The sequence below is a fragment of the Pseudomonas sp. p21 genome, assembly GCF_001642705.1.
Lineage (GTDB): Bacteria > Pseudomonadota > Gammaproteobacteria > Pseudomonadales > Pseudomonadaceae > Aquipseudomonas.
Genome location: NZ_LWBV01000001.1, coordinates 496,313 through 515,251, shown reverse-complemented (window position 1 = coordinate 515,251; position 18,939 = coordinate 496,313). Strand labels below are relative to the sequence as shown.

At 64.8% G+C, this 18,939-nt stretch carries 16 protein-coding genes; 6 read left to right on the top strand and 10 right to left on the bottom strand.

What is annotated here, in order from left to right; translation table 11 throughout:
• Window positions 1-3: 3 nt before the first annotated feature.
• The 6 genes from A4C63_RS02435 to mreB all read right to left on the bottom strand — a co-directional run bounded on the left by A4C63_RS02435 (window position 4) and on the right by mreB (window position 8,905).
• Window positions 4-3,837, bottom strand: coding sequence for a YhdP family protein (locus tag A4C63_RS02435; RefSeq protein ID WP_063911354.1), 3,834 nt, complete (start codon window positions 3,835-3,837; stop codon window positions 4-6).
• Between the two features lie 82 nt (window positions 3,838-3,919).
• Window positions 3,920-5,377, bottom strand: coding sequence for a ribonuclease G (gene rng / locus A4C63_RS02430; RefSeq protein WP_013971067.1), 1,458 nt, complete (start codon window positions 5,375-5,377; stop codon window positions 3,920-3,922).
• 54 nt (window positions 5,378-5,431) lie between these two features.
• Window positions 5,432-6,133, bottom strand: a complete 702-nt coding sequence (locus A4C63_RS02425; RefSeq protein ID WP_063911353.1) for a nucleoside triphosphate pyrophosphatase — start codon at window positions 6,131-6,133, stop codon at window positions 5,432-5,434.
• Window positions 6,134-6,166: 33 nt separating this feature from the next.
• On the bottom strand, window positions 6,167-6,655 hold the full coding sequence (gene mreD / locus A4C63_RS02420) for a rod shape-determining protein MreD (protein WP_063911352.1): 489 nt from the start codon (window positions 6,653-6,655) through the stop codon (window positions 6,167-6,169).
• A complete protein-coding gene (mreC, locus tag A4C63_RS02415) occupies window positions 6,655-7,641 on the bottom strand; it encodes a rod shape-determining protein MreC (protein ID WP_063911351.1) in 987 nt (328 codons plus the stop codon). Before mreC ends, mreD begins: the two co-directional genes overlap by 1 nt.
• A 226-nt stretch (window positions 7,642-7,867) precedes the next feature.
• Window positions 7,868-8,905 carry a rod shape-determining protein MreB gene (mreB, locus tag A4C63_RS02410; RefSeq protein ID WP_003255163.1) on the bottom strand — a complete coding sequence of 346 codons (1,038 nt, stop codon included), beginning with the start codon at window positions 8,903-8,905 and terminating at the stop codon, window positions 7,868-7,870.
• 205 nt (window positions 8,906-9,110) lie between these two features.
• Between mreB and gatC the strand changes: the two genes are divergently transcribed.
• The 6 genes from gatC to A4C63_RS02380 all read left to right on the top strand — a co-directional run bounded on the left by gatC (window position 9,111) and on the right by A4C63_RS02380 (window position 14,333).
• Entirely contained in the window at window positions 9,111-9,398 is a 288-nt protein-coding gene (gatC, locus tag A4C63_RS02405) for an Asp-tRNA(Asn)/Glu-tRNA(Gln) amidotransferase subunit GatC (protein ID WP_003255165.1), read from the top strand.
• A 15-nt stretch (window positions 9,399-9,413) separates the two neighbouring features.
• Window positions 9,414-10,865 (top strand): Asp-tRNA(Asn)/Glu-tRNA(Gln) amidotransferase subunit GatA, encoded by a 1,452-nt coding sequence (gatA, locus tag A4C63_RS02400; RefSeq protein ID WP_063911350.1) that lies wholly within the window; start codon window positions 9,414-9,416, stop codon window positions 10,863-10,865.
• An 11-nt stretch (window positions 10,866-10,876) separates the two neighbouring features.
• Window positions 10,877-12,322 (top strand): Asp-tRNA(Asn)/Glu-tRNA(Gln) amidotransferase subunit GatB, encoded by a 1,446-nt coding sequence (gatB, locus tag A4C63_RS02395; protein WP_063911349.1) that lies wholly within the window; start codon window positions 10,877-10,879, stop codon window positions 12,320-12,322.
• A 144-nt stretch (window positions 12,323-12,466) separates the two neighbouring features.
• Complete coding sequence (locus tag A4C63_RS02390) at window positions 12,467-12,847, top strand: septal ring lytic transglycosylase RlpA family protein (RefSeq protein WP_172827467.1); 381 nt, start codon at window positions 12,467-12,469, stop codon at window positions 12,845-12,847.
• Between the two features lie 60 nt (window positions 12,848-12,907).
• On the top strand, window positions 12,908-13,951 hold the full coding sequence (locus A4C63_RS02385; RefSeq protein WP_063911347.1) for a calcium/sodium antiporter: 1,044 nt from the start codon (window positions 12,908-12,910) through the stop codon (window positions 13,949-13,951).
• Window positions 13,952-13,961: 10 nt separating this feature from the next.
• Window positions 13,962-14,333 (top strand): carboxymuconolactone decarboxylase family protein, encoded by a 372-nt coding sequence (locus A4C63_RS02380; RefSeq protein ID WP_063911346.1) that lies wholly within the window; start codon window positions 13,962-13,964, stop codon window positions 14,331-14,333.
• Window positions 14,334-14,426: 93 nt separating this feature from the next.
• Here the strand turns inward: A4C63_RS02380 and A4C63_RS02375 are convergent, their stop codons facing one another.
• The 4 genes from A4C63_RS02375 to A4C63_RS02360 all read right to left on the bottom strand — a co-directional run bounded on the left by A4C63_RS02375 (window position 14,427) and on the right by A4C63_RS02360 (window position 18,817).
• Entirely contained in the window at window positions 14,427-15,785 is a 1,359-nt protein-coding gene (locus tag A4C63_RS02375) for an amino acid permease (RefSeq protein ID WP_013971058.1), read from the bottom strand.
• A 56-nt stretch (window positions 15,786-15,841) separates the two neighbouring features.
• The gene (locus tag A4C63_RS02370; RefSeq protein ID WP_063911345.1) at window positions 15,842-16,783 is read right to left on the bottom strand and encodes an AEC family transporter; all 942 of its coding nucleotides are present in this window, start codon (window positions 16,781-16,783) and stop codon (window positions 15,842-15,844) included.
• Between the two features lie 217 nt (window positions 16,784-17,000).
• Window positions 17,001-17,561, bottom strand: coding sequence for a response regulator transcription factor (locus tag A4C63_RS02365; RefSeq protein WP_025337806.1), 561 nt, complete (start codon window positions 17,559-17,561; stop codon window positions 17,001-17,003).
• Window positions 17,561-18,817: an ATP-binding protein gene (locus A4C63_RS02360; protein WP_063911344.1), complete on the bottom strand. Its 1,257-nt coding sequence runs from the start codon at window positions 18,815-18,817 to the stop codon at window positions 17,561-17,563. The genes A4C63_RS02365 and A4C63_RS02360 overlap by 1 nt, the downstream gene beginning before the upstream one ends.
• Window positions 18,818-18,939: the final 122 nt, after the last annotated feature.

Genomic DNA, 18,939 nt, shown 5'->3' with positions numbered 1-18,939 from the left:
CTCCTAGCGGGATTTCTCGAAAGGTTTCACAAATGTGATTCTAGGCTCTTTCACCGGACCTTCGACACGGTAGTGCACGCTGGCGAAGCGCGACACGCGGTCACCGATCAGCCGATCGACCAGGAACAGCGCCCCGCCCACGGCCGGCGCGCCGACAATCAGGGCCGCCAGCGGCAGGTTGTTGGTCACCGGCAGGCTCACCTGCAGGTTGGCATCGACCCGGTCGCGCACCAGGTCCAGGGTACCGTCCAGCTCGAAGTTGCTCGACGGACCGGTCACGGTGATTGGCTCGCGGGTCACGTAGACACCGTCACTGGCCACAAGCAAGCCTTTGACCCGGTCGTAGGCCAGGCCCTTGTCGAACAGGTCGGAGAAGTCCAGACGCAAGCGTCGGCCGATGGAGTTGAAGTTGAGCAGGCCGAACACCCGCAGCGCCTGGGCACTGCCTTCGACCTCGACGAACTGGCCGGTGCGCAGCGCCGCGTCCATGCTGCCGGAGAAGCGCTTGAGGCTCACCGAGGCCGGCGAACCCGGCCAGCGGCCATCCACATCCAGGCGGAAGTCGCGGCTGGTCACGGTCGGGGCAAAGCCCCAGGCCTTGAGCACATCCGCCAGGTTCTTGCCATCCAGGCGCCCTTTGTACCAGCTGTTGGTGCTGCCTGGTTCGCCTTCCCAACCGCCACCACCATCAATACGCAGGCCCTTGAAATCGAGGTCGATATCGCTGGCGGTCACGCCGCGCGCGGTCGGCCGCAGCTTGAGCGACGCACTGCCGAACAGGTCGTCACCGCGGTAGAGCTTGTCGATGCTCAGGTCCAGCGCTGGCACCTTGCGCGGGTCGAACGAGGCCAGCGGGTCCGGCCCCTCCTCGGCCTGTGCCTCGGCCTGCTTTTCAGCTGCGCTGGCGGCGGGCAGGCGCAAGGTCTGCAGGCGCACGACCATGGGCGCGCCCTTGGCATCCGGCACCCGGGCGTTGCCGATGACCTCCTTGCTGTCGAGGCGCAGATCCCAGGCCGGGCCACCACGGGCCAGGCGCACCACGGCCTGGTTCAGGTCCAGGCCAAAGGCTTTCAACTGGCCGATACTCAGGTCAACGCCCTGCAGGTTCTGCCGCGCGCTACCGCCCGGGTCGTCACCGGCCAACCGCGCCGCCTGCTCTTGCCAGGGCACCAGGTCCAGTGCCTCCAGGCGCCCGCGTACCCGCAGGCCTTGGCCGGCAGGTAGCTGGGTGTCACCTGCGCCCAGCAACAACTCGCCACGGCCCTGGGCCAGTTTGTCGGCAGGCGCAGCGTAGGCAAAGCGGGCAAGGTCGGTGTACACAGCATCGAAGCGCCGTTCCGGGCCTTGCAGATTCATGCTGAACCGGCTGTCACGGGTATCCGCCGCCGCCTTGCCGAACGGTGCCGGCAGGTCGATGGCCAGGCCCTTGAGGTTGGAGGTGACACTCAGGCGGTTGTCCCGGCTACCCAAGCTGACCTGCAACTGGTACGGCAGGTCGCCGGACGCAGGCAAGGGCTTGTTGAACTGCAGCCAGTCGGTCAGCGCCTTGAGCGAGACCTGGCCATTGGCGTTGATGCGGGTCTGCATCTGCCCTGGCTGGCCTTCGGCGGTAATTTGCGCCGTTACCGGCTTGCCGAAGGCCTGCAGGCTGATGCCCTTGCCGCTCAGGCCCTTGTCGAAATCGAAACTGAAGTCACCCTTCAGGCGGCTCAACTCCAGGCTCGGCGGCGCGACTTTCAGCCGCGCATCGCTGGTGGCAAAGTCCACCTGCACTTTCGGCCGTTCCCCGCGAGCCAGCGGAATGTCGAGCTTGACCTTGCCCTTGAGCGGCCCCTCGCCCTCCCAGCCTGCGAAGATCTCACCGGTGCCGATTGGCGCTTCCTTGAGGATCTTCAGGCCATCGCCCAGGCTGCCGTCGAAGTCGCCATCGAGGTACAGGTGGCTTTGCTGGCCCTCGTCGACATGCGGGATATCGACACTCACATCACTGACCTTGGTGTCGAGCAGCACGCCGCGCTGGGCCTTGATGCGCACACCGCTGTCCTCGATGAACACATCACCATCCACGTGCTGCACCTGCGGCCAGCCCGGCTGGAAGTCCAGGGCTGCATCACGCACCTTGAAGAACAGGCTGATGCTGCGGGCTTCCGGTGCGACGCCATGGTTCAGCGAGCCCTGGTACTGGAAGTAGCCTTCGTCCACCGTGCCTTTGACGATCGCACTGCGCAGCCATTCGTCGAGGGCCGGGCTGAGCACCTCGGGCAGGTACTTGGCGGTGTAGCGACCATCGCCTTCGGTCAGGCCGACGCGCAGGTCCATGTAGTCCTCGCGGCCCTCTTCGAACAACAGGCGAATGAGGAAGTCACCGGCGATCTTGCCCTCCTCGCCCAGCACCTTGAGGTAAGGCGCGACCAGGGTGAAACCGTCCTTGTCCAAGGCCCAGGTCAGGCGCGCATTGGCCTTCTGGTAGTGCCAGGGTTTGGCGAAGATCGGGTACAGGTGCAGCATGAATGCCTCGGTATCCAGGCGCAGTTCGCCATGGCCAAGGTCACCGCTGATGCTGCCGCTGACATTACCGGCTGCCGGGGCATTGTGATAGGCGTTGAAGCCGACCTTCTCCAGGTTGGCCTCGAACTGCAGGCGCTGGTCACCCTCGGCCTTGGGCCGGGCTTGCAGGCGCACATTGCGCAGTGCGCCGGTCACCTTCAGGCCGTCGACCACGGCCATGACCTTGTCCGGCAACGGCGCCAGGGCATCGATCAGCGGGGTCAACGGCGTGAGGTCGAGGCGGTCGGCCTGCACTTGCCAGCTTTCCGCGGCTGCGTCCTCGCCGGGGCGCTGCTGCAATTGCAGGTGCGACTCCCAACGGGTCTTGCCGATGTCCATGGCCAGGGAATCAACCACCACATCGAAGCCTTGCTCCTGGCGCTGGAACCAGGCGCCCAGGGCCAGGTTGTTCAGTGTGGCCGCCTTGCGCCCGGCATAGGCGCCCTGCAGCTCGGGTGCATTGAGGCGCACCACGGCCTGCTGCAACTGCCCGTTGCGCCAGTCGACCCAGAACTCGCCGCCCGCCCGCAAGGCGTCGGCATGCCACTGGCCCAGCAGGCGAGGCGGCAGCCAGCGCGCCCAGTCACTCTGCGGCAGGCTCAGGTAGGCTTCGACCTGGCCGTCGCGCCAGGCGTTGGCCGACGCACGGCTGCGCAGGTTCAGCGCCAGCGGCTGGCCATCGGGCAGGGTCGCGCGCAGGTCCAGGGCCTGGCGCGAAGCCCCGGCCTGCAGGCCGGCGCTCACGTAAGTCAGGGTCAGCGGGTCGCGCTGCCAGGGGTGCAGGGTGACCTGGCTGTCGAACACATCGATGCGGCCCAGCTGGCGCAGGCGCTGCAGCAACTCGGCCGGGTCGAGCGGCGCATCGTTCTGCTTTGGCAAGCCTTCGAGGCTCCAGGCCCCCTGCTCGTTCTCGCGCAGGATCAGTTGCAGGCCGCCCAGCTGAATGCGTGCCAGGCGTACTTCGCGGGCGGTGAGGCTGGCCCAGACATCGGGTACTACCTTGACGTCGTCCAGGCGCAGGGCCGTGGCCCCCTCGCCCAGTTGCAGGTCGCGCACCCGCAGCACCGGCGCCAGGCCGCTCCAGCGGCCTTCCAGGGCACCGACGTGCACGGGCAACCCCAAGGCTTGCTCGGCCTTCGCCTCCACATCGGCGCGGTACTCGGCCACCAACGGCACCAGTTCGCGACCGAGGCTGACATACAGCGCCACCAGTACCGCCAGCAGGGCGCAAACGCCCAGGCCCCAGCGGGTCAAGGCGACAAGAACGCGGGTCAGACGTCCCATGGCCATGGCCCTCCAGGTCGTTTATCCATGATGGCCCGTGGTACCGGTTTTGCCAGCCCGGTCCACCCGCGGCGCGTCTCAGAAGGCCTCAGAGCAGCACCACATCGTATTGTTCCTGCGAATACATCGACTCCACCTGGAAACGAATGGTTCGGCCGATGAAGGCCTCCAGCTCCGCGACGTTACCGGACTCTTCATCCAGCAACCGGTCGACTACCTTCTGGTTGGCCAGCACGCGGTAGCCTTCGGCCTGGTAGGCACGGGCCTCGCGCAGGATCTCGCGGAAGATTTCGTAACAGATGGTCTCGGGGGTTTTCAGCTTGCCGCGGCCCTGGCAGGCCAGGCAGGGCTCGCACAGCACCTGCTCCAGGCTTTCCCGCGTGCGCTTGCGGGTCATCTGCACCAGCCCTAGTTCGGTGATGCCGATGATGTTGGTCTTGGCGTGATCGCGCTCCAACTGCTTTTCCAGGGTGCGCAGCACCTGGCGCTGGTGCTCCTCGTCTTCCATGTCGATGAAGTCGATGATGATGATGCCGCCAATGTTGCGCAGGCGCAGTTGCCGGGCGATGGCGGTGGCGGCCTCGAGGTTGGTCTTGAAGATGGTCTCTTCAAGGTTGCGATGGCCGACGAAGGCGCCGGTGTTCACATCGATGGTGGTCATCGCTTCAGCCGGATCGACCACCAGGTAGCCACCGGACTTGAGCGGTACCTTGCGCTCCAGCGCGCGCTGGATCTCGTCCTCGACACCGTACAGGTCGAAGATCGGCCGTTCGCCCGGATAGTGTTCGAGGCGGTCGGCGATTTCTGGCATCAGCTCGCCAACGAACTGCGTGGTCTTCTGGAAGGTTTCCCGCGAGTCGATGCGGATCTTCTCGATCTTCGGGTTGACCAGGTCGCGCAGGGTACGCAGGGCCAGGCCCAGGTCCTCGTAGATGACCGTGGGCGCGCCGCAGGTCTTGATCTGGGTGCCGATCTGCTCCCACAAGCGGCGCAGGTAGCGAATGTCCTGCAGGATCTCTTCGGCGCGCGCGCCTTCGGCCGCGGTGCGCAGGATGAAGCCGCCGGCGTCCTTGATGTTCTCGCTTTCCATGCAGTCGCTGACCACCTGCTTGAGGCGCTCGCGCTCGGCTTCGTCTTCGATCTTCAGGGAAATGCCGACATGGCTGCTGCGCGGCATGTACACCAGGTAGCGCGACGGGATCGACAGCTGGGTGGTCAGGCGCGCGCCCTTGGTGCCGATCGGGTCCTTGGTCACCTGTACCACCAGGGCCTGGCCTTCATGCACCAGGGCGGTGATGTTTTCTACCGCCGAGCCTTCGCGCTGGGATATTTCCGAGGCGTGGATGAACGCCGCCCGCTCCAGGCCGATGTCGACGAAGGCCGCCTGCATGCCCGGCAGCACGCGCACCACCTTGCCTTTGTAGATATTGCCGACGATGCCCCGGCGCTGGGTGCGCTCGACGTGCACTTCCTGCAGCACCCCGTTTTCCACCACCGCCACGCGTGACTCCATCGGGGTGATGTTGATCAGGATCTCTTCACTCATGGCAGGCTCTCGTCAAAGGTCTTGGGTAATGATGGATGGCGTATGCAGTGCTGGCTACCGCTGGTTTGTTACCTCTGGCGTATGCGCGGGCGATTGCCAGCAGGCGATGCCGAACTGGCCAAGCAGTTCGGCCGTTTCACAGAGGGGCAGGCCGACCACCGCCGAGTAGCTGCCGGAAAGGCCGGTGACAAACACCGCGCCCAAGCCCTGGATGGCATAGCCGCCGGCCTTGTCCGCGGGCTCGCCGCTGGCCCAGTAGCGTTGCGCTTCATCGGCGCTGATCGCACGGAAGCGCACCTTGCTGGTGACGCACAGGCTGTGCACGCGCTGGCCATCACTGAGGGCGACCGCGGTCAGCACCTGGTGCTCGCGGCCCGACAGGTCGGCCAGCATGGCCAGGGCATCTTCGCGGTTTTCCGGTTTGCCGAGAATACGACCATCGAGCACCACGGCGGTGTCTGCGCCCAGCACTACAGCGGGCCCCTTTGGGGCCTTCGCGGGCACGCCCGCTCCCACAGGGTCGGCGCTGTACCTGTGGGAGCGGGCATGCCCGCGAATGGCCTGCACTGAAGGTTCCAGGCTAGCCAGGCCGGCGGCAGCCTTGGCCCGGGCCAGGCGCTCGACGTAGGCCGGGGCGCTTTCATTGGGCAGCGGGGTTTCATCGATGGGGGCACTGACGACGCTGAACGGCACACCGATCTGGGTCAGTAGTTCACGACGACGGGGCGAGCCGGAGGCCAGGTATAGTGGGTTCATGCAGACATCTCCCTGTCAGTCGCGGCGGCGCCGTCAATTGATATGCAAGCGTCGGCGCAGGTCGCGCAGGGCGAAGCTGATCCACGGCCAGAGCAAGGCACTGATCACCGCTGACCAGACCAGCGCCAGGGTGGGCAGGCGATTGCCGGTCAGCGCGCTGAGCCACAGCTGGATCAGCTGGGCGATGCCGAAGATCACCAGGATCACCAGGCTCTGCTGCCACATGGGGAACATGCGCAGGCGCTGCTGCAAGGACAGCACCAGGAAGGTGATGAGGGTGAGGATCAGCGCGTTCTGCCCCAGCAGGGTGCCGTACAGCACATCCTCGGCCAGGCCCAGCACGAACGCGGTGGTCATGCCGACCTTGTTCGGCACGGCGAGGGTCCAGAACGACACCAGCAAGGCCAGCCACATGGGCCGGAACACGTCCATGAACTGCGGCATGGGCGAGACGCTGAGCAGCAGGCCGATGGCGAAAGTCAGCCAGATGACCCAGCCGTTGTTGCGGCGTGATGCAGCCATCATTGCCTCCGGGTGTGAGCGGGTGCGGCAGCCGGCGTAGCAGGTGCGGCCGCCGGGGCTGCAGGCTGCGCAGCCGGGGCTACCGGGGCCGCAGGTGTGGCCGGCGCGGCAGGCGCCGGTGCAACGTGCTCGCCCGTCGTGGCCGGCTGGCCTGGGGCCGAGGCGCCCTTGCGGTCAGCCTCTTCCTGGGCGATGCCGGCATCGGTGGCGCGCTGCTCCGGGGTACGTCGGTCACTGAACACCAGCAGCATGTAGCGGCTGCGGTTGAGCGCGGCGGTGGGGATGGCGCGAACGATGGCGAACGGCTGGCCGGAATCGTGAATCACTTCGTTGACCGTGGCCACCGGGTAGCCGGCCGGGAAACGTTGCCCCATGCCGGAACTGACCAGCAGGTCGCCTTCCTTGATGTCGGCGGTATCGGCCACATGGCGCAGCTCCAGGCGCTCCGGGTTGCCGGTGCCGCTGGCGATGGCGCGCAGGCCGTTGCGGTTGACCTGCACCGGGATGCTATGGGTGGTATCGGTCAGCAACAGTACCCGCGAAGTGTAGGGCATCAGCTCGACCACCTGGCCCATCAGGCCACGGGCATCGAGCACCGGCTGGCCCAGGAACACGCCATCACGCTCGCCCTTGTTGATCAGGATACGGTGGGTGAACGGGTTGGGGTCGACACCGATCAGCTCGGCCACTTCGACCTTTTCGTTGACCAGCGCCGAGGAGTTGAGCAACTCGCGCAGGCGCACGTTCTGCTCGGTCAGGGCCGCCAGCTTCTGCAGGCGCCCCTGCAACAGCAGGGCTTCGGTCTTGAGCTTTTCGTTTTCGGCGATCAGTTCGGTGCGGCTGCCGAACTGGCCGGCCACACCTTGCCACGCACGCTGCGGCAGGTCGGTGATCCAGTACGACTCCATGAGTACCAGGCCCATCTGGCTGCGCACCGGCTTGAGCACGTCGAAGCGCGCGTCGACAACCATCAACGCGACCGACATCACCACCAGGACGAGCAGGCGAACGCCCAGCGAAGGGCCCTTGGAGAAAAGCGGTTTAATGGGCCGTTCCTCGTGGACGACTCAGGAGGTCATTGGACATGGGACAACGCACCAGCCTGGTTGCGGGTTGACGGATACGGCGCCCCGAACGGGCGCCAGCCCAGCACATACAGGTAGCACTGTGCGTACTACCTGTAAACCGGGCGCTCGTGAACAGCGAGCGGGATCACTCGCTGGAGAGCAGGTCCATCGCGTGCTTGTCCATCATCTCCAGGGCGCGACCGCCGCCACGGGCGACACAGGTCAGCGGGTCTTCGGCGACGATCACCGGCAGGCCGGTTTCCTGGGCCAGCAGCTTGTCCAGGTCACGCAGCAGCGCGCCACCACCGGTCAGCACCAGGCCACGCTCGGCGATGTCCGAGGCCAGCTCGGGCGGCGATTGCTCCAGGGCGCTCTTGACCGCCTGGACGATGGTCGCCAGGGATTCCTGCAGCGCTTCGAGCACTTCGTTGGAGTTCAGGGTGAAGGCACGCGGTACGCCCTCGGCCAGGTTGCGGCCGCGCACGTCGACTTCGCGTACTTCGCCGCCCGGGTAGGCAGTACCGATTTCCTGCTTGATGCGCTCGGCGGTGGACTCGCCGATCAGGCTGCCGTAGTTGCGGCGCACGTAGGTGACGATGGCTTCGTCGAAGCGGTCGCCGCCAACGCGGACGGATTCGGCATAGACCACGCCGTTCAGGGAGATCAGCGCGATTTCAGTGGTACCACCACCGATATCGACGACCATCGAACCGCGGGCCTCTTCGACCGGCAGGCCGGCACCGATGGCGGCGGCCATCGGCTCTTCGATCAGGAACACTTCACGGGCACCGGCACCCAGGGCCGACTCGCGAATGGCGCGGCGCTCTACCTGAGTCGACTTGCATGGCACGCAGATCAGCACGCGCGGGCTCGGCTGCAGGAAGCTGTTCTCGTGCACCTTGTTGATAAAATATTGCAACATTTTTTCGCAGACGCTGAAGTCGGCGATGACGCCGTCCTTCATCGGACGAATGGCAGCAATGTTGCCAGGCGTACGGCCCAGCATGCGCTTGGCTTCGGTACCGACGGCGACGACGCTTTTCTGGTTGCCATGGGTACGGATGGCAACAACCGAGGGCTCATTCAGGACGATACCGCGCTCACGCACGTAAATAAGGGTGTTGGCAGTACCCAGGTCGATGGACAGATCGCTGGAAAACATGCCACGCAGTTTCTTGAACATGGGAAAGTGACCCTGGGGAAAGCGTGGGTAAAAAAGTGCGGCAAACTCTAACAATGGCAGGGATTTTGGGCAAGGAGCCAATATGTTAAATTGGCTGTTTTTCCGAGCATGCCAGCAGAATTTCGCGGCCGTTAGACCGCCAGAAAGCTGACATGTTCCTCACTCCGGAGCCAAATTCCGGTCTTTGTTTCCCCTGGAGATCCCCATGGCGCTTGAACGCTGCGACGTGGAAAAGATCGCCCATCTGGCCCGTCTGGGCCTGAATGATGGCGAACTGCCACGCATTACCGACGCACTGAACAGCATTCTCGGGCTGGTCGACCAGATGCAAGCGGTCGACACTACTGGCATCGAGCCACTGGCCCACCCCCTGGAGGCCAGCCAGCGCCTGCGTCCCGACCAGGTCACCGAGAGCAACCAGCGCGACGCCTATCAGGCCATCGCGCCATCGACCGAAAGCGGTCTGTACCTGGTTCCGAAAGTCATCGAGTAAGGGATAGAGCCTGCCATGCATCAATTGACCCTGGCCGAGATCGCCCGCGGACTCGCCGACAAGTCGTTTTCCTCCGAAGAGCTGACCGGCGCCCTGCTGGCGCGCATCAAGCAGCTCGACCCGCAAATCAACAGCTTCATCAGCGTCACCGAAGACCTGGCCCTGGGCCAGGCGCGTGCCGCCGACGCCCGTCGCGCCGCTGGCGAAACCGGCGCGCTGCTGGGTGCCCCGATCGCCCACAAGGACCTGTTCTGCACCAACGGCGTACGCACCAGCTGCGGCTCGAAGATGCTCGACAACTTCAAGGCGCCGTATGACGCCACCGTGGTTGCCAAGCTGGCCGATGCCGGCATGGTCACCCTGGGCAAGACCAACATGGACGAATTCGCCATGGGTTCGGCAAACGAATCCAGCCACTACGGCGCGGTGAAGAACCCCTGGAACCTCGAGCACGTCCCGGGCGGCTCGTCGGGCGGCTCGGCCGCGGCGGTGGCTGCGCGCCTGCTGCCAGCCACCACCGGCACCGACACTGGCGGCTCGATCCGCCAGCCGGCGGCACTGACCAACCTCACCGGCCTCAAGCCGACCTACGGTCGCGTGTCGCGCTGGGGCATGATCGCCTACGCCTCCAGCCTCGACCAGGGTGGCCCGCTGGCCCGCACCGCCGAAGACTGCGCCCTGCTGCTGCAAGGCATGGCCGGCTTCGACGCCAAGGACTCCACCAGCATCGAAGAGCCGGTGCCGGACTACAGCGCCAACCTGAATGCTTCGCTGCAGGGCCTGCGCATCGGCCTGCCGAAGGAATACTTCGGTGCCGGCCTGGACCCACGCATTGCCGACCTGGTCCAGGCCAGCGTCAAGGAACTGGAAAAGCTCGGCGCGGTGGTCAAGGAAATCAGCCTGCCGAACATGCAGCACGCCATCCCGGCCTACTACGTGATCGCCCCCGCTGAAGCCTCGTCCAACCTGTCGCGTTTCGACGGCGTGCGCTTCGGCTACCGCTGCGAAAACCCGAAAGACCTCACCGACCTGTACAAGCGTTCCCGTGGCGAAGGCTTCGGCGTCGAAGTGCAGCGCCGCATCATGGTCGGCACCTACGCCCTGTCGGCTGGCTACTACGACGCCTACTACGTGAAGGCGCAACAGATCCGCCGCCTGATCAAGAACGACTTCATGGCCGCCTTCAACGACGTCGACCTGATCCTCGGCCCGACCACGCCAAACCCGGCCTGGAAGCTCGGCGCCAAGAGCAGCGACCCGGTCGCCGCCTACCTGGAAGACGTCTACACCATCACCGCCAACCTGGCGGGCCTGCCGGGCCTGTCGATGCCAGCCGGCTTCGTCGACGGCCTGCCGGTCGGCGTGCAACTGCTGGCGCCATACTTCCAGGAAGGCCGCCTGCTCAACGTCGCGCACCGCTACCAGCAAGTGACCGACTGGCACACCCGCGCCCCCAACGGCTTCTGAGGAATTCACACATGCAATGGGAAGTTGTGATCGGGCTGGAAATCCACACTCAGCTCGCCACCCAGTCGAAGATCTTCTCCGGCAGCGCCACCACCTTCGGCTCCGAGCCGAACACCCAGGCCAGCCTGGTTGACCTGGGCATGCCCGGCGTACTGCCGGTACTGAACCAGGAAGCCGTGCGCATGGCGTGCATGTTCGGCCTGGCCATCGATGCCGAGATCGGCAAGCGCAACGTGTTCGCGCGCAAGAACTACTTCTACCCGGACCTGCCCAAGGGCTACCAGATCAGCCAGATGGACCTGCCGATCGTCGGCAAGGGCCACCTGGACATCGCCCTGGAAGACGGCACCATCAAGCGCATCGGGGTAACCCGCGCGCACCTGGAAGAAGACGCCGGCAAGAGCCTGCACGAAGACTTCAGCGGCTCCACCGGCATCGACCTGAACCGTGCCGGCACCCCGCTGCTGGAAATCGTTTCCGAGCCGGACATGCGCAGCGCCAAGGAAGCGGTGGCCTACGTCAAGGCGATCCACGCGCTGGTACGTTACCTGGGCATCTGCGACGGCAACATGGCCGAAGGCTCGCTGCGCTGCGACTGCAACGTGTCGATCCGCCCGAAAGGCCAGGCCGAGTTCGGCACCCGCTGCGAGATCAAGAACGTCAACTCGTTCCGCTTCATCGAGCGCGCGATCAACAGCGAGATCCAGCGCCAGATCGACCTGATCGAGGATGGCGGCAAAGTGGTGCAGGAAACCCGCCTGTACGACCCGAACAAAGACGAGACCCGCTCCATGCGCAGCAAGGAGGAAGCCAACGACTACCGTTACTTCCCCGACCCGGACCTGCTGCCGGTGGTCATCGAGGACAGCTTCCTCGAAACCGTCCGTGCCGGCTTGCCGGAGCTGCCAACGCAGAAGGTCGAGCGCTTCCAGAGCCAGTACGGCCTGTCGGCCTACGACGCCAACGTGCTGGCATCCAGCCGCGAACAGGCGGACTACTTCGAAGAAGTGGTGCAGATCGGCGGCGATGCCAAGCTGGCTGCCAACTGGGTCATGGTCGAACTGGGCAGCCTGTTGAACAAGCTGGGCATCGAGATCGACCAGGCGCCGGTCAGTGCCGCCCAACTGGGCGGCATGCTGCTGCGTATTCGCGACAATACCATCAGCGGCAAGATCGCCAAGACCGTGTTCGAGGCCATGGCTGCCGGTGAAGGCGATGCCGACAGCATCATCGAAAGCAAAGGCCTGAAGCAGGTCACCGATACCGGTGCGATCGACAAGATGCTCGACGAAATGCTGGCGGCCAACGCCGAGCAGGTCGAACAGTACCGCGCAGCCGACGAGGCCAAGCGTGGCAAGATGTTCGGCTTCTTCGTCGGCCAGGCGATGAAAGCCTCCAAAGGCAAGGCCAACCCGGGGCAAGTGAACCAATTGCTCAAGGCCAAGCTCGAAGGGTGATTGTTTTATCCCTGTAGTCCTGCGAGGGCTTCGCCCTCGTTCGCGGCTGAAGCCGCTCCCACAGGTACAGCGCTGCTCTCGACAGCGGTGATATACCTGTGGGAGCGGCTTTAGCCGCGAATGGGCCATATCGGAGCATCTGAATTGCTAAAACGATCCCTGAGCACCCTCGCCCTCCTCTCCCTGCTGGCCGGCTGCGCCAGCCAGGACGTCGACGTCGACCCCGACGGCTACGACAAGACCGGCACCGCCTCCTATTACGGCGCGCGCCACCATGGCAAACGCACCGCCAGCGGCGAACCGTTCAACCAGCACGGCCTCACCGCCGCCCACCGCAGCCTGCCCTTCGGCACCCGGGTACGGGTGACCAACCTGGCCAACCAGCGCAGCGTCGTGGTACGCATCAACGACCGTGGCCCACACACCCGCGGCCGCCTGATCGATCTATCACGTGCCGCCGCAGAAAAAATCGGCATGATCCGTAGCGGAACCGCGCGCGTGCGGGTACAAGGGCTTAGCGACTGACGCGACAGGAGTCCGACCATTTTCGACCTCGCCACCCTTCCCACCTTCAGCCTCCTGCAACTGGGTATCGCCCTGCTGTTGCTGGTCGGCGGTGCCGAACTGCTGGTGCGCGCAGCCCTGCGCCTGGCCCAGCGCCTGCACGTACGCCCGCTGATCATCGGCCTGAGCCTGGTGGCCTTCGGCAGCACCGCCCCACAAATGACCGTGAGCCTGCAGGCTGCCTACCAGGGCGTGCCGGATGTGGCGGTGGGCAGCGTAATCGGCAGCAATATCTTCAACGTACTGGTCATTCTCGGCCTGGCCGCCCTGATCATCCCGCTGCGCGTGTCGCGGCAACTGGTACGCCTGGACATTCCACTGATGATCGTCGCCAGCGCCCTGGTCTACGCGTTATCCGCCAACGGCCACCTGGGCCGGGTCGAAGGCGTGTTGCTGCTGATCGGCCTGGCCGGCTACCTGGCGATACTCTGGCACCAGTCGCGCCACTACGCACGCACCTACCCCGCTCCGGCCGCCGTCACAAACGGCGCCGGGCGCTTCTGGTCGGGCACGCTGCTGCAGGTGCTGGCCGGCCTGGGCCTGTTGAGCCTGGCGGGCCATTTGTTGCTAGAGGCCGCCGTAGAAGTGGCCACCGACCTGGGCCTGTCCGAGCGCATCATCGGCCTGACCGTCGTTGCCATCTGCACCTCCCTGCCGGAACTGGCCGCCGCGCTGATCGCCGCCCTGCGCGGCGAACGGGAAATCGCCGTAGGCACAGTGATCGGCAGCAACCTGTTCAACCTGCTGGCCGTGCTGGGCCTGACCGCAGTGGTCACCCCCGAGCCGCTGTCGATCTCGCCCAACGCTTTGGCCTTCGACCTGCCGGTGATGCTCGGTGTTGCCGTGCTGAGCCTGCCGGTGTTCTATTCCGGCTACCGCATCACCCGCGCCGAAGGCCTGGTGTTCCTCTGCCTGTACCTGGCCTACGGGCTACACGTGGCAGCGTTTACCATGGGCATGCCACTGGCCGGCCGCCTGGAGCGGTTGATGCTGTTCTACGTACTGCCGGTGCTCGCCATGGTGTTGCTGTACACCACCGTACGAGCCTGGCGCCGCCAACACTAAGGAAAACAACATGGCTGATAGCAAGAAAACCGGCGAACAGATTCGGCGCCAGGTGATGGGCGATGTGTTCGTCGACCGCGCCTTGGGCAATGCCACCGACTTTACCCAGCCACTGCAGGACTTCGTCAACGAACATGCCTGGGGCAGCGTGTGGGCTCGCGACGGGCTGCCGTTGAAAACCCGCAGCCTGATTACCCTGGCCACGCTGACGGCACTCAAGTGCCCGCAGGAGCTCAAGGGGCATGTGCGCGGGGCGTTGAACAATGGCTGTACGGTGGAGGAAATTCGCGAAGCGCTGCTGCATTGCGCGGTGTATGCGGGGGTGCCGGCGGCAATCGATGCTTTCCGTGCAGCGCAGGAAGTGATCGACAGTTATCAATAGGTAGCCTCGCTCCCACAGGTACCGCACAGCTTTCGGAGCCTGCGTAATCCTGTGGGAGCGGGTTTACCCGCGAAGAGGCCAGTACTGTGTTACCTACCTGGCCTGGCGAGCCTTCTTCATCTTGAAGGCCACCCACAGCACCAGGATCCACCCCGGTATCAGCATCACCGAAATGCGAATCGGCGGGGTCAGGTACATCACCACCAGGATCAGCACGATGAACGCCAGGCACAGGTAGTTGGTGACCGGGTGCCCCCAGCTCTTGTAGAACGGGGTAATCCCGGCCGCCAGCTTGGCCTTGCGGAACTTCAGGTGGGTAATGCTGATGCTCGCCCAGTTGATCACCAGCGCCGACACGGCCAGGGCCATCAGCAAACCAAAGGCTTCACCCGGCATCAGGTAGTTGATCAGCACGCACAGCCCGGTGGCGAAAGCCGACACGCCCAGCGCGGTCAGCGGCACGCCGCTACGGCTTACCTTCAGCAGCTGCCGCGGTGCGTCGCCCTGGCTGGCCAGGCCGAACAGCATGCGGCTGTTGGCGTACACGCAGCTGTTGTACACCGACAGCGCGGCCGTCAGCACCACGATATTGAGGATGGTCGCCACCAGGTCACTGTCCAGCTCGTGGAAGATCATCACGAACGGGCTGCCACCCTGCACCACCTTCTGCCACGGGTACAGCGACAGCAGCACGGCCAGGGCACCGATATAGAAGATGAGGATGCGGTACACCACCTGGTTGGTGGCCTTGGGGATGCTCTGGCGCGGGTTGTCGGCCTCGGCGGCGGTGATACCCACCAGCTCCAGGCCACCGAACGAGAACATGATCACTGCCAGCGCCATCACCAGGCCGGTGACACCGTTGGGGAAGAAGCCGCCGTACTGCCAGAGGTTGGCTACGCTGGCGTCCGGGCCGCCATGGCCGCTGGTCAGCAACCAGGCGCCGAAGCCGATCATGCTGACGATGGCCACCACCTTGACCAGGGCGAACCAGAACTCCATCTCGCCGTAGACCTTCACCTGGGTCAGGTTGATCAGGTTGATCACCACGAAGAAGATCGCCGCCGTGGCCCAGGTGGGGAAGCCGGGCCACCAGTACTGCACGTAGATGCCCACCGCCGTCAGCTCGGCCATGCCGACCAGCACGTACACCACCCAGTAGTTCCAGCCCGAGACGAAGCCGGCGAACTCGCTCCAGTATTGGTGGGCGAAGTGGCTGAAGCTGCCAGCCACCGGCTCTTCCACCACCATTTCGCCGAGCTGGCGCATGATCAGGAAAGCCATCAGGCCGGCAATGGCATAGCCCAGCAGCACGGAGGGGCCGGCCAGCTGAATGGTCTGGGCGATGCCCAGGAACAACCCGGTACCGATGGCCCCGCCCAGCGCGATCAGCTGGATATGGCGATTCTTCAGCCCGCGCTGTAACCGCTCGGGCGTGCTCTGGTCTTGCATGAAGTGTCCTTTAGCTCAGTGAGGCTGTGTTTTTTGTGTTGTTTGCAGTCAAGGATCTAGATCCATCCGCCCCACTGCAAGATGAAAATACCAATGTTGGTGGTGATCGCCGCCATTAGCGTGGTAATCACGATGATCGAAGCCGCCAGCTCATGGTTGCCATTGGCCGCCCGCGCCATGACGTAGCTGGCCGCTGCGGTCGGGCTGCCGATATACAGGAACAGGATGCCCAGCTCGGCCCCACGGAAGCCGCATAGCCAGGCGCCGAGGGTGCCGAACAGCGGGAGCCAGACCACTTTCACCAGGCTGGCGTCGATGGCCAGCCTGCCGCTGTCGCGCAGCGCCGCCAGCGACAGCGTGCCGCCGATGCAGATCAGCGCCAGCGGCAGGGTCATCTGCGCGAGGTAGTAGCCCGAGGTCAGCAGCCAGTTGGGCAGCGGCACCTGGCCGTAGGCCATGGGCGTGGCCACCAGCACACTGATGATGAGCGGGTTGCTGAAAATGCTCTTGCAGATGCTCCACGGGTCGGACTTAAGGTCCGGGCTGTACACCGCCAGCACCACTGCCGACAGCGAGTTGTACAGAAGGATGACCAGGCCGGCGAGCACCGCCCCCAGGGAAATACCGTAGTCGCCGTACAGGCTGGCGGCCAGCGCCAGGCCGATCACGCCATTGTTGCCGCGAAATGCGCCCTGGGTATAGATGCCCCGGTCTGCCCGCGGGCTGCGCCAGATGGCCAGGCCCCAGGCAATGGCGAAGCCGACCAGGGTGGCGACGATGAAATAGAGGAGGACGCCGGGTTTGACCGCGGTGGCCAGGTCTGCGTGGTAGATGCCGAGGAACAGCAGTGCCGGCATGCACACGTTGAACACCAGTTGCGAGGCGACGCGGTTGAAATTGTCGTCGATCAGGCGGATACGTTTGAGCAGCATGCCCATGAACAGCATGGCGAAGACCGGTGCCGTGATGTTCAGTGTCTGGATAAGAAGGGCGAGCATGCGCAAGCGATCCTGGAGGGGTTGCCGTTAGGCGGCTAATGATACGCCAACGGCCGGGACTTGCGGGGATCGTGGGGTGTTACAGAGAAATTTCTGTCAGTACCGGCCTCTTCGCGGGCTTGCCCGCTCCCACAGGTACTCCACAAGCCTCAAGACCTGTGCAGTACCTGTGGGAGCGGGCAAGCCCGCGAAGAGGCCGGTACAAGCCCTGCAGGAATCAGCGCCGGACCGGGCGCTTCTGCAGTTTGCGCTGCAAGGTCCGTCGGTGCATGCCCAGCGCCCGCGCGGTGGCTGAGATATTGCCCTCGTGCTCGTTCAGCACGCGCTGGATGTGCTCCCACTGCAGGCGGTCGACCGACATCGGGTTTTCCGGCACCAGGGTGTCCAGGTCGGTGTGCTCCGACAACAGCGCCGCCAGCACATCATCGGCATCGGCCGGCTTGCACAGGTAGTTGCAGGCACCGCGCTTGACCGCCTCCACCGCAGTGGCAATGCTCGAGTAACCGGTCAGGATCACCACGCGCATTTCCGGGTCCAGCTCCAGCAGCTTGGGCAGCAGCACCAGCCCGGAGTCGCCGTCCATCTTGAGGTCCAGCGTGGCGTAGTCCGGCAGGTCCTGCTGGGCCAGAATCAACCCTTCCTCGGCAGAGCTGGCAGTGCTCACGCGGAAACCGCGGCGGCTCATGGCACGGGCCATGACCCGGGTGAAGGTGGCATCGTCATCCACCAGCAACAGGTGCGGCAGCTCTTCGCCTTCGACCTGGTTTTCTTCGCTCATCATTCATCTCCTCGCTTGCCATAGGGCAGGCGCAGTTCGGTCAGGGTGCCACCCTGTTCATGACTATAGAGTTTCACCGAACCGCCCGCACGGGTCACGCTGGCCTTGCTCAAGAACAGGCCCAGGCCAAAGCCTTTGCCTTTGGTGGTAATGAAGGGTTTGCCGATGGCTTCGGCGATGGCCGGCGGCACGCCGGGGCCATGGTCGCGGATGCTGATGACGATGTCATGGGTGTCCCAGTCCAGGCGCACTTCAAGGTCATCGGGGCAGGCATCGGCGGCATTGTTCAACAGGTTCAGCAGCGCCTGGGTCAGGTCCGGCGGCGGCGTCAGGCGCGGCACCTGGCCGTCGCGCAGGCGCTGGAAGCGGTAGCTGGCTTCCGGGCGCATCAGGTGCCAGCGGTTGAGCGCCTCGTCCAGCCAGGCTGTCACGTCCTGCTCCACCACGGCCAGGCGGCGGTTGGCTTCGGCGGCGCGTACCAGCTGCTGCAGGGTTTCCTTGCACAGCTTCACCTGGTCCTGAAGGATTTGCAGGTCTTCCTGCAGCAGCGGGTCGGCGTGGTCCTGACGCATTTCGTTCAGCAGCACGCTCATGGTCGCCAACGGCGTGCCCAGCTCATGGGCCGCACCGGCGGCCTGGGTGGCCACGGCCAGCAGCTGCTCGTCGCGCAGGCTTTCTTCACGCCGCTCGGAACGCAACTGCTCCTGGCGGCGCAGCTCTTCGGCCATACGCGCGGCAAAGAAGGTGATCACTGCCGCGGCAAGGGCAATGCTCAGCCACATGCCGTATACCTGCATCTTGTCCCGCGCCATAGGCAAGCCTTCGAGCGGGTAGAACTGCACCAGCAGCAGGCTGTAGGCGGTCAGGGCAATGCCCGAGAGAATCAGCGAATACGCCCACGGCAGGGTCACGGCGGCGATGGCCAGCGGCACCAGGTAATACGACACGAACGGGTTGGTCGAGCCGCCGGAGTAATACAGCAAGGCACTGTGGATCAGCAGGTCGCAGGCCAGTTGCAGGGCATACTCCAGCTCGGTGACCGGCAACGACAGGCGCAGGCGCAGGGCGGTGAAGGCACACAGCAGTGAAGACAAGGCCAAGGTGCCGGCCAGCGACAGCCAGGGCAAGGGCAGCAGTTCGGTCCAGTAGGCGACGCCCACGGAGCCGGCCTGGGCAGCCAGGACCAGGACCCGAATGACGGTCAGGCGCCAGAGGTTCTGGCGGGTAGCGGACAGCGGTTGTACGGCGGCGAGCATGAGCTCTCCTGATGAGTGCTCCAGAAAAATCGGCTGGAGTATACCGAAGCCGGGCGCCTCGCTGCAGCGATGCGGCAAAGCGCCACACTTAGTAACAGGTTGATGATGGCACTTTTGAACCC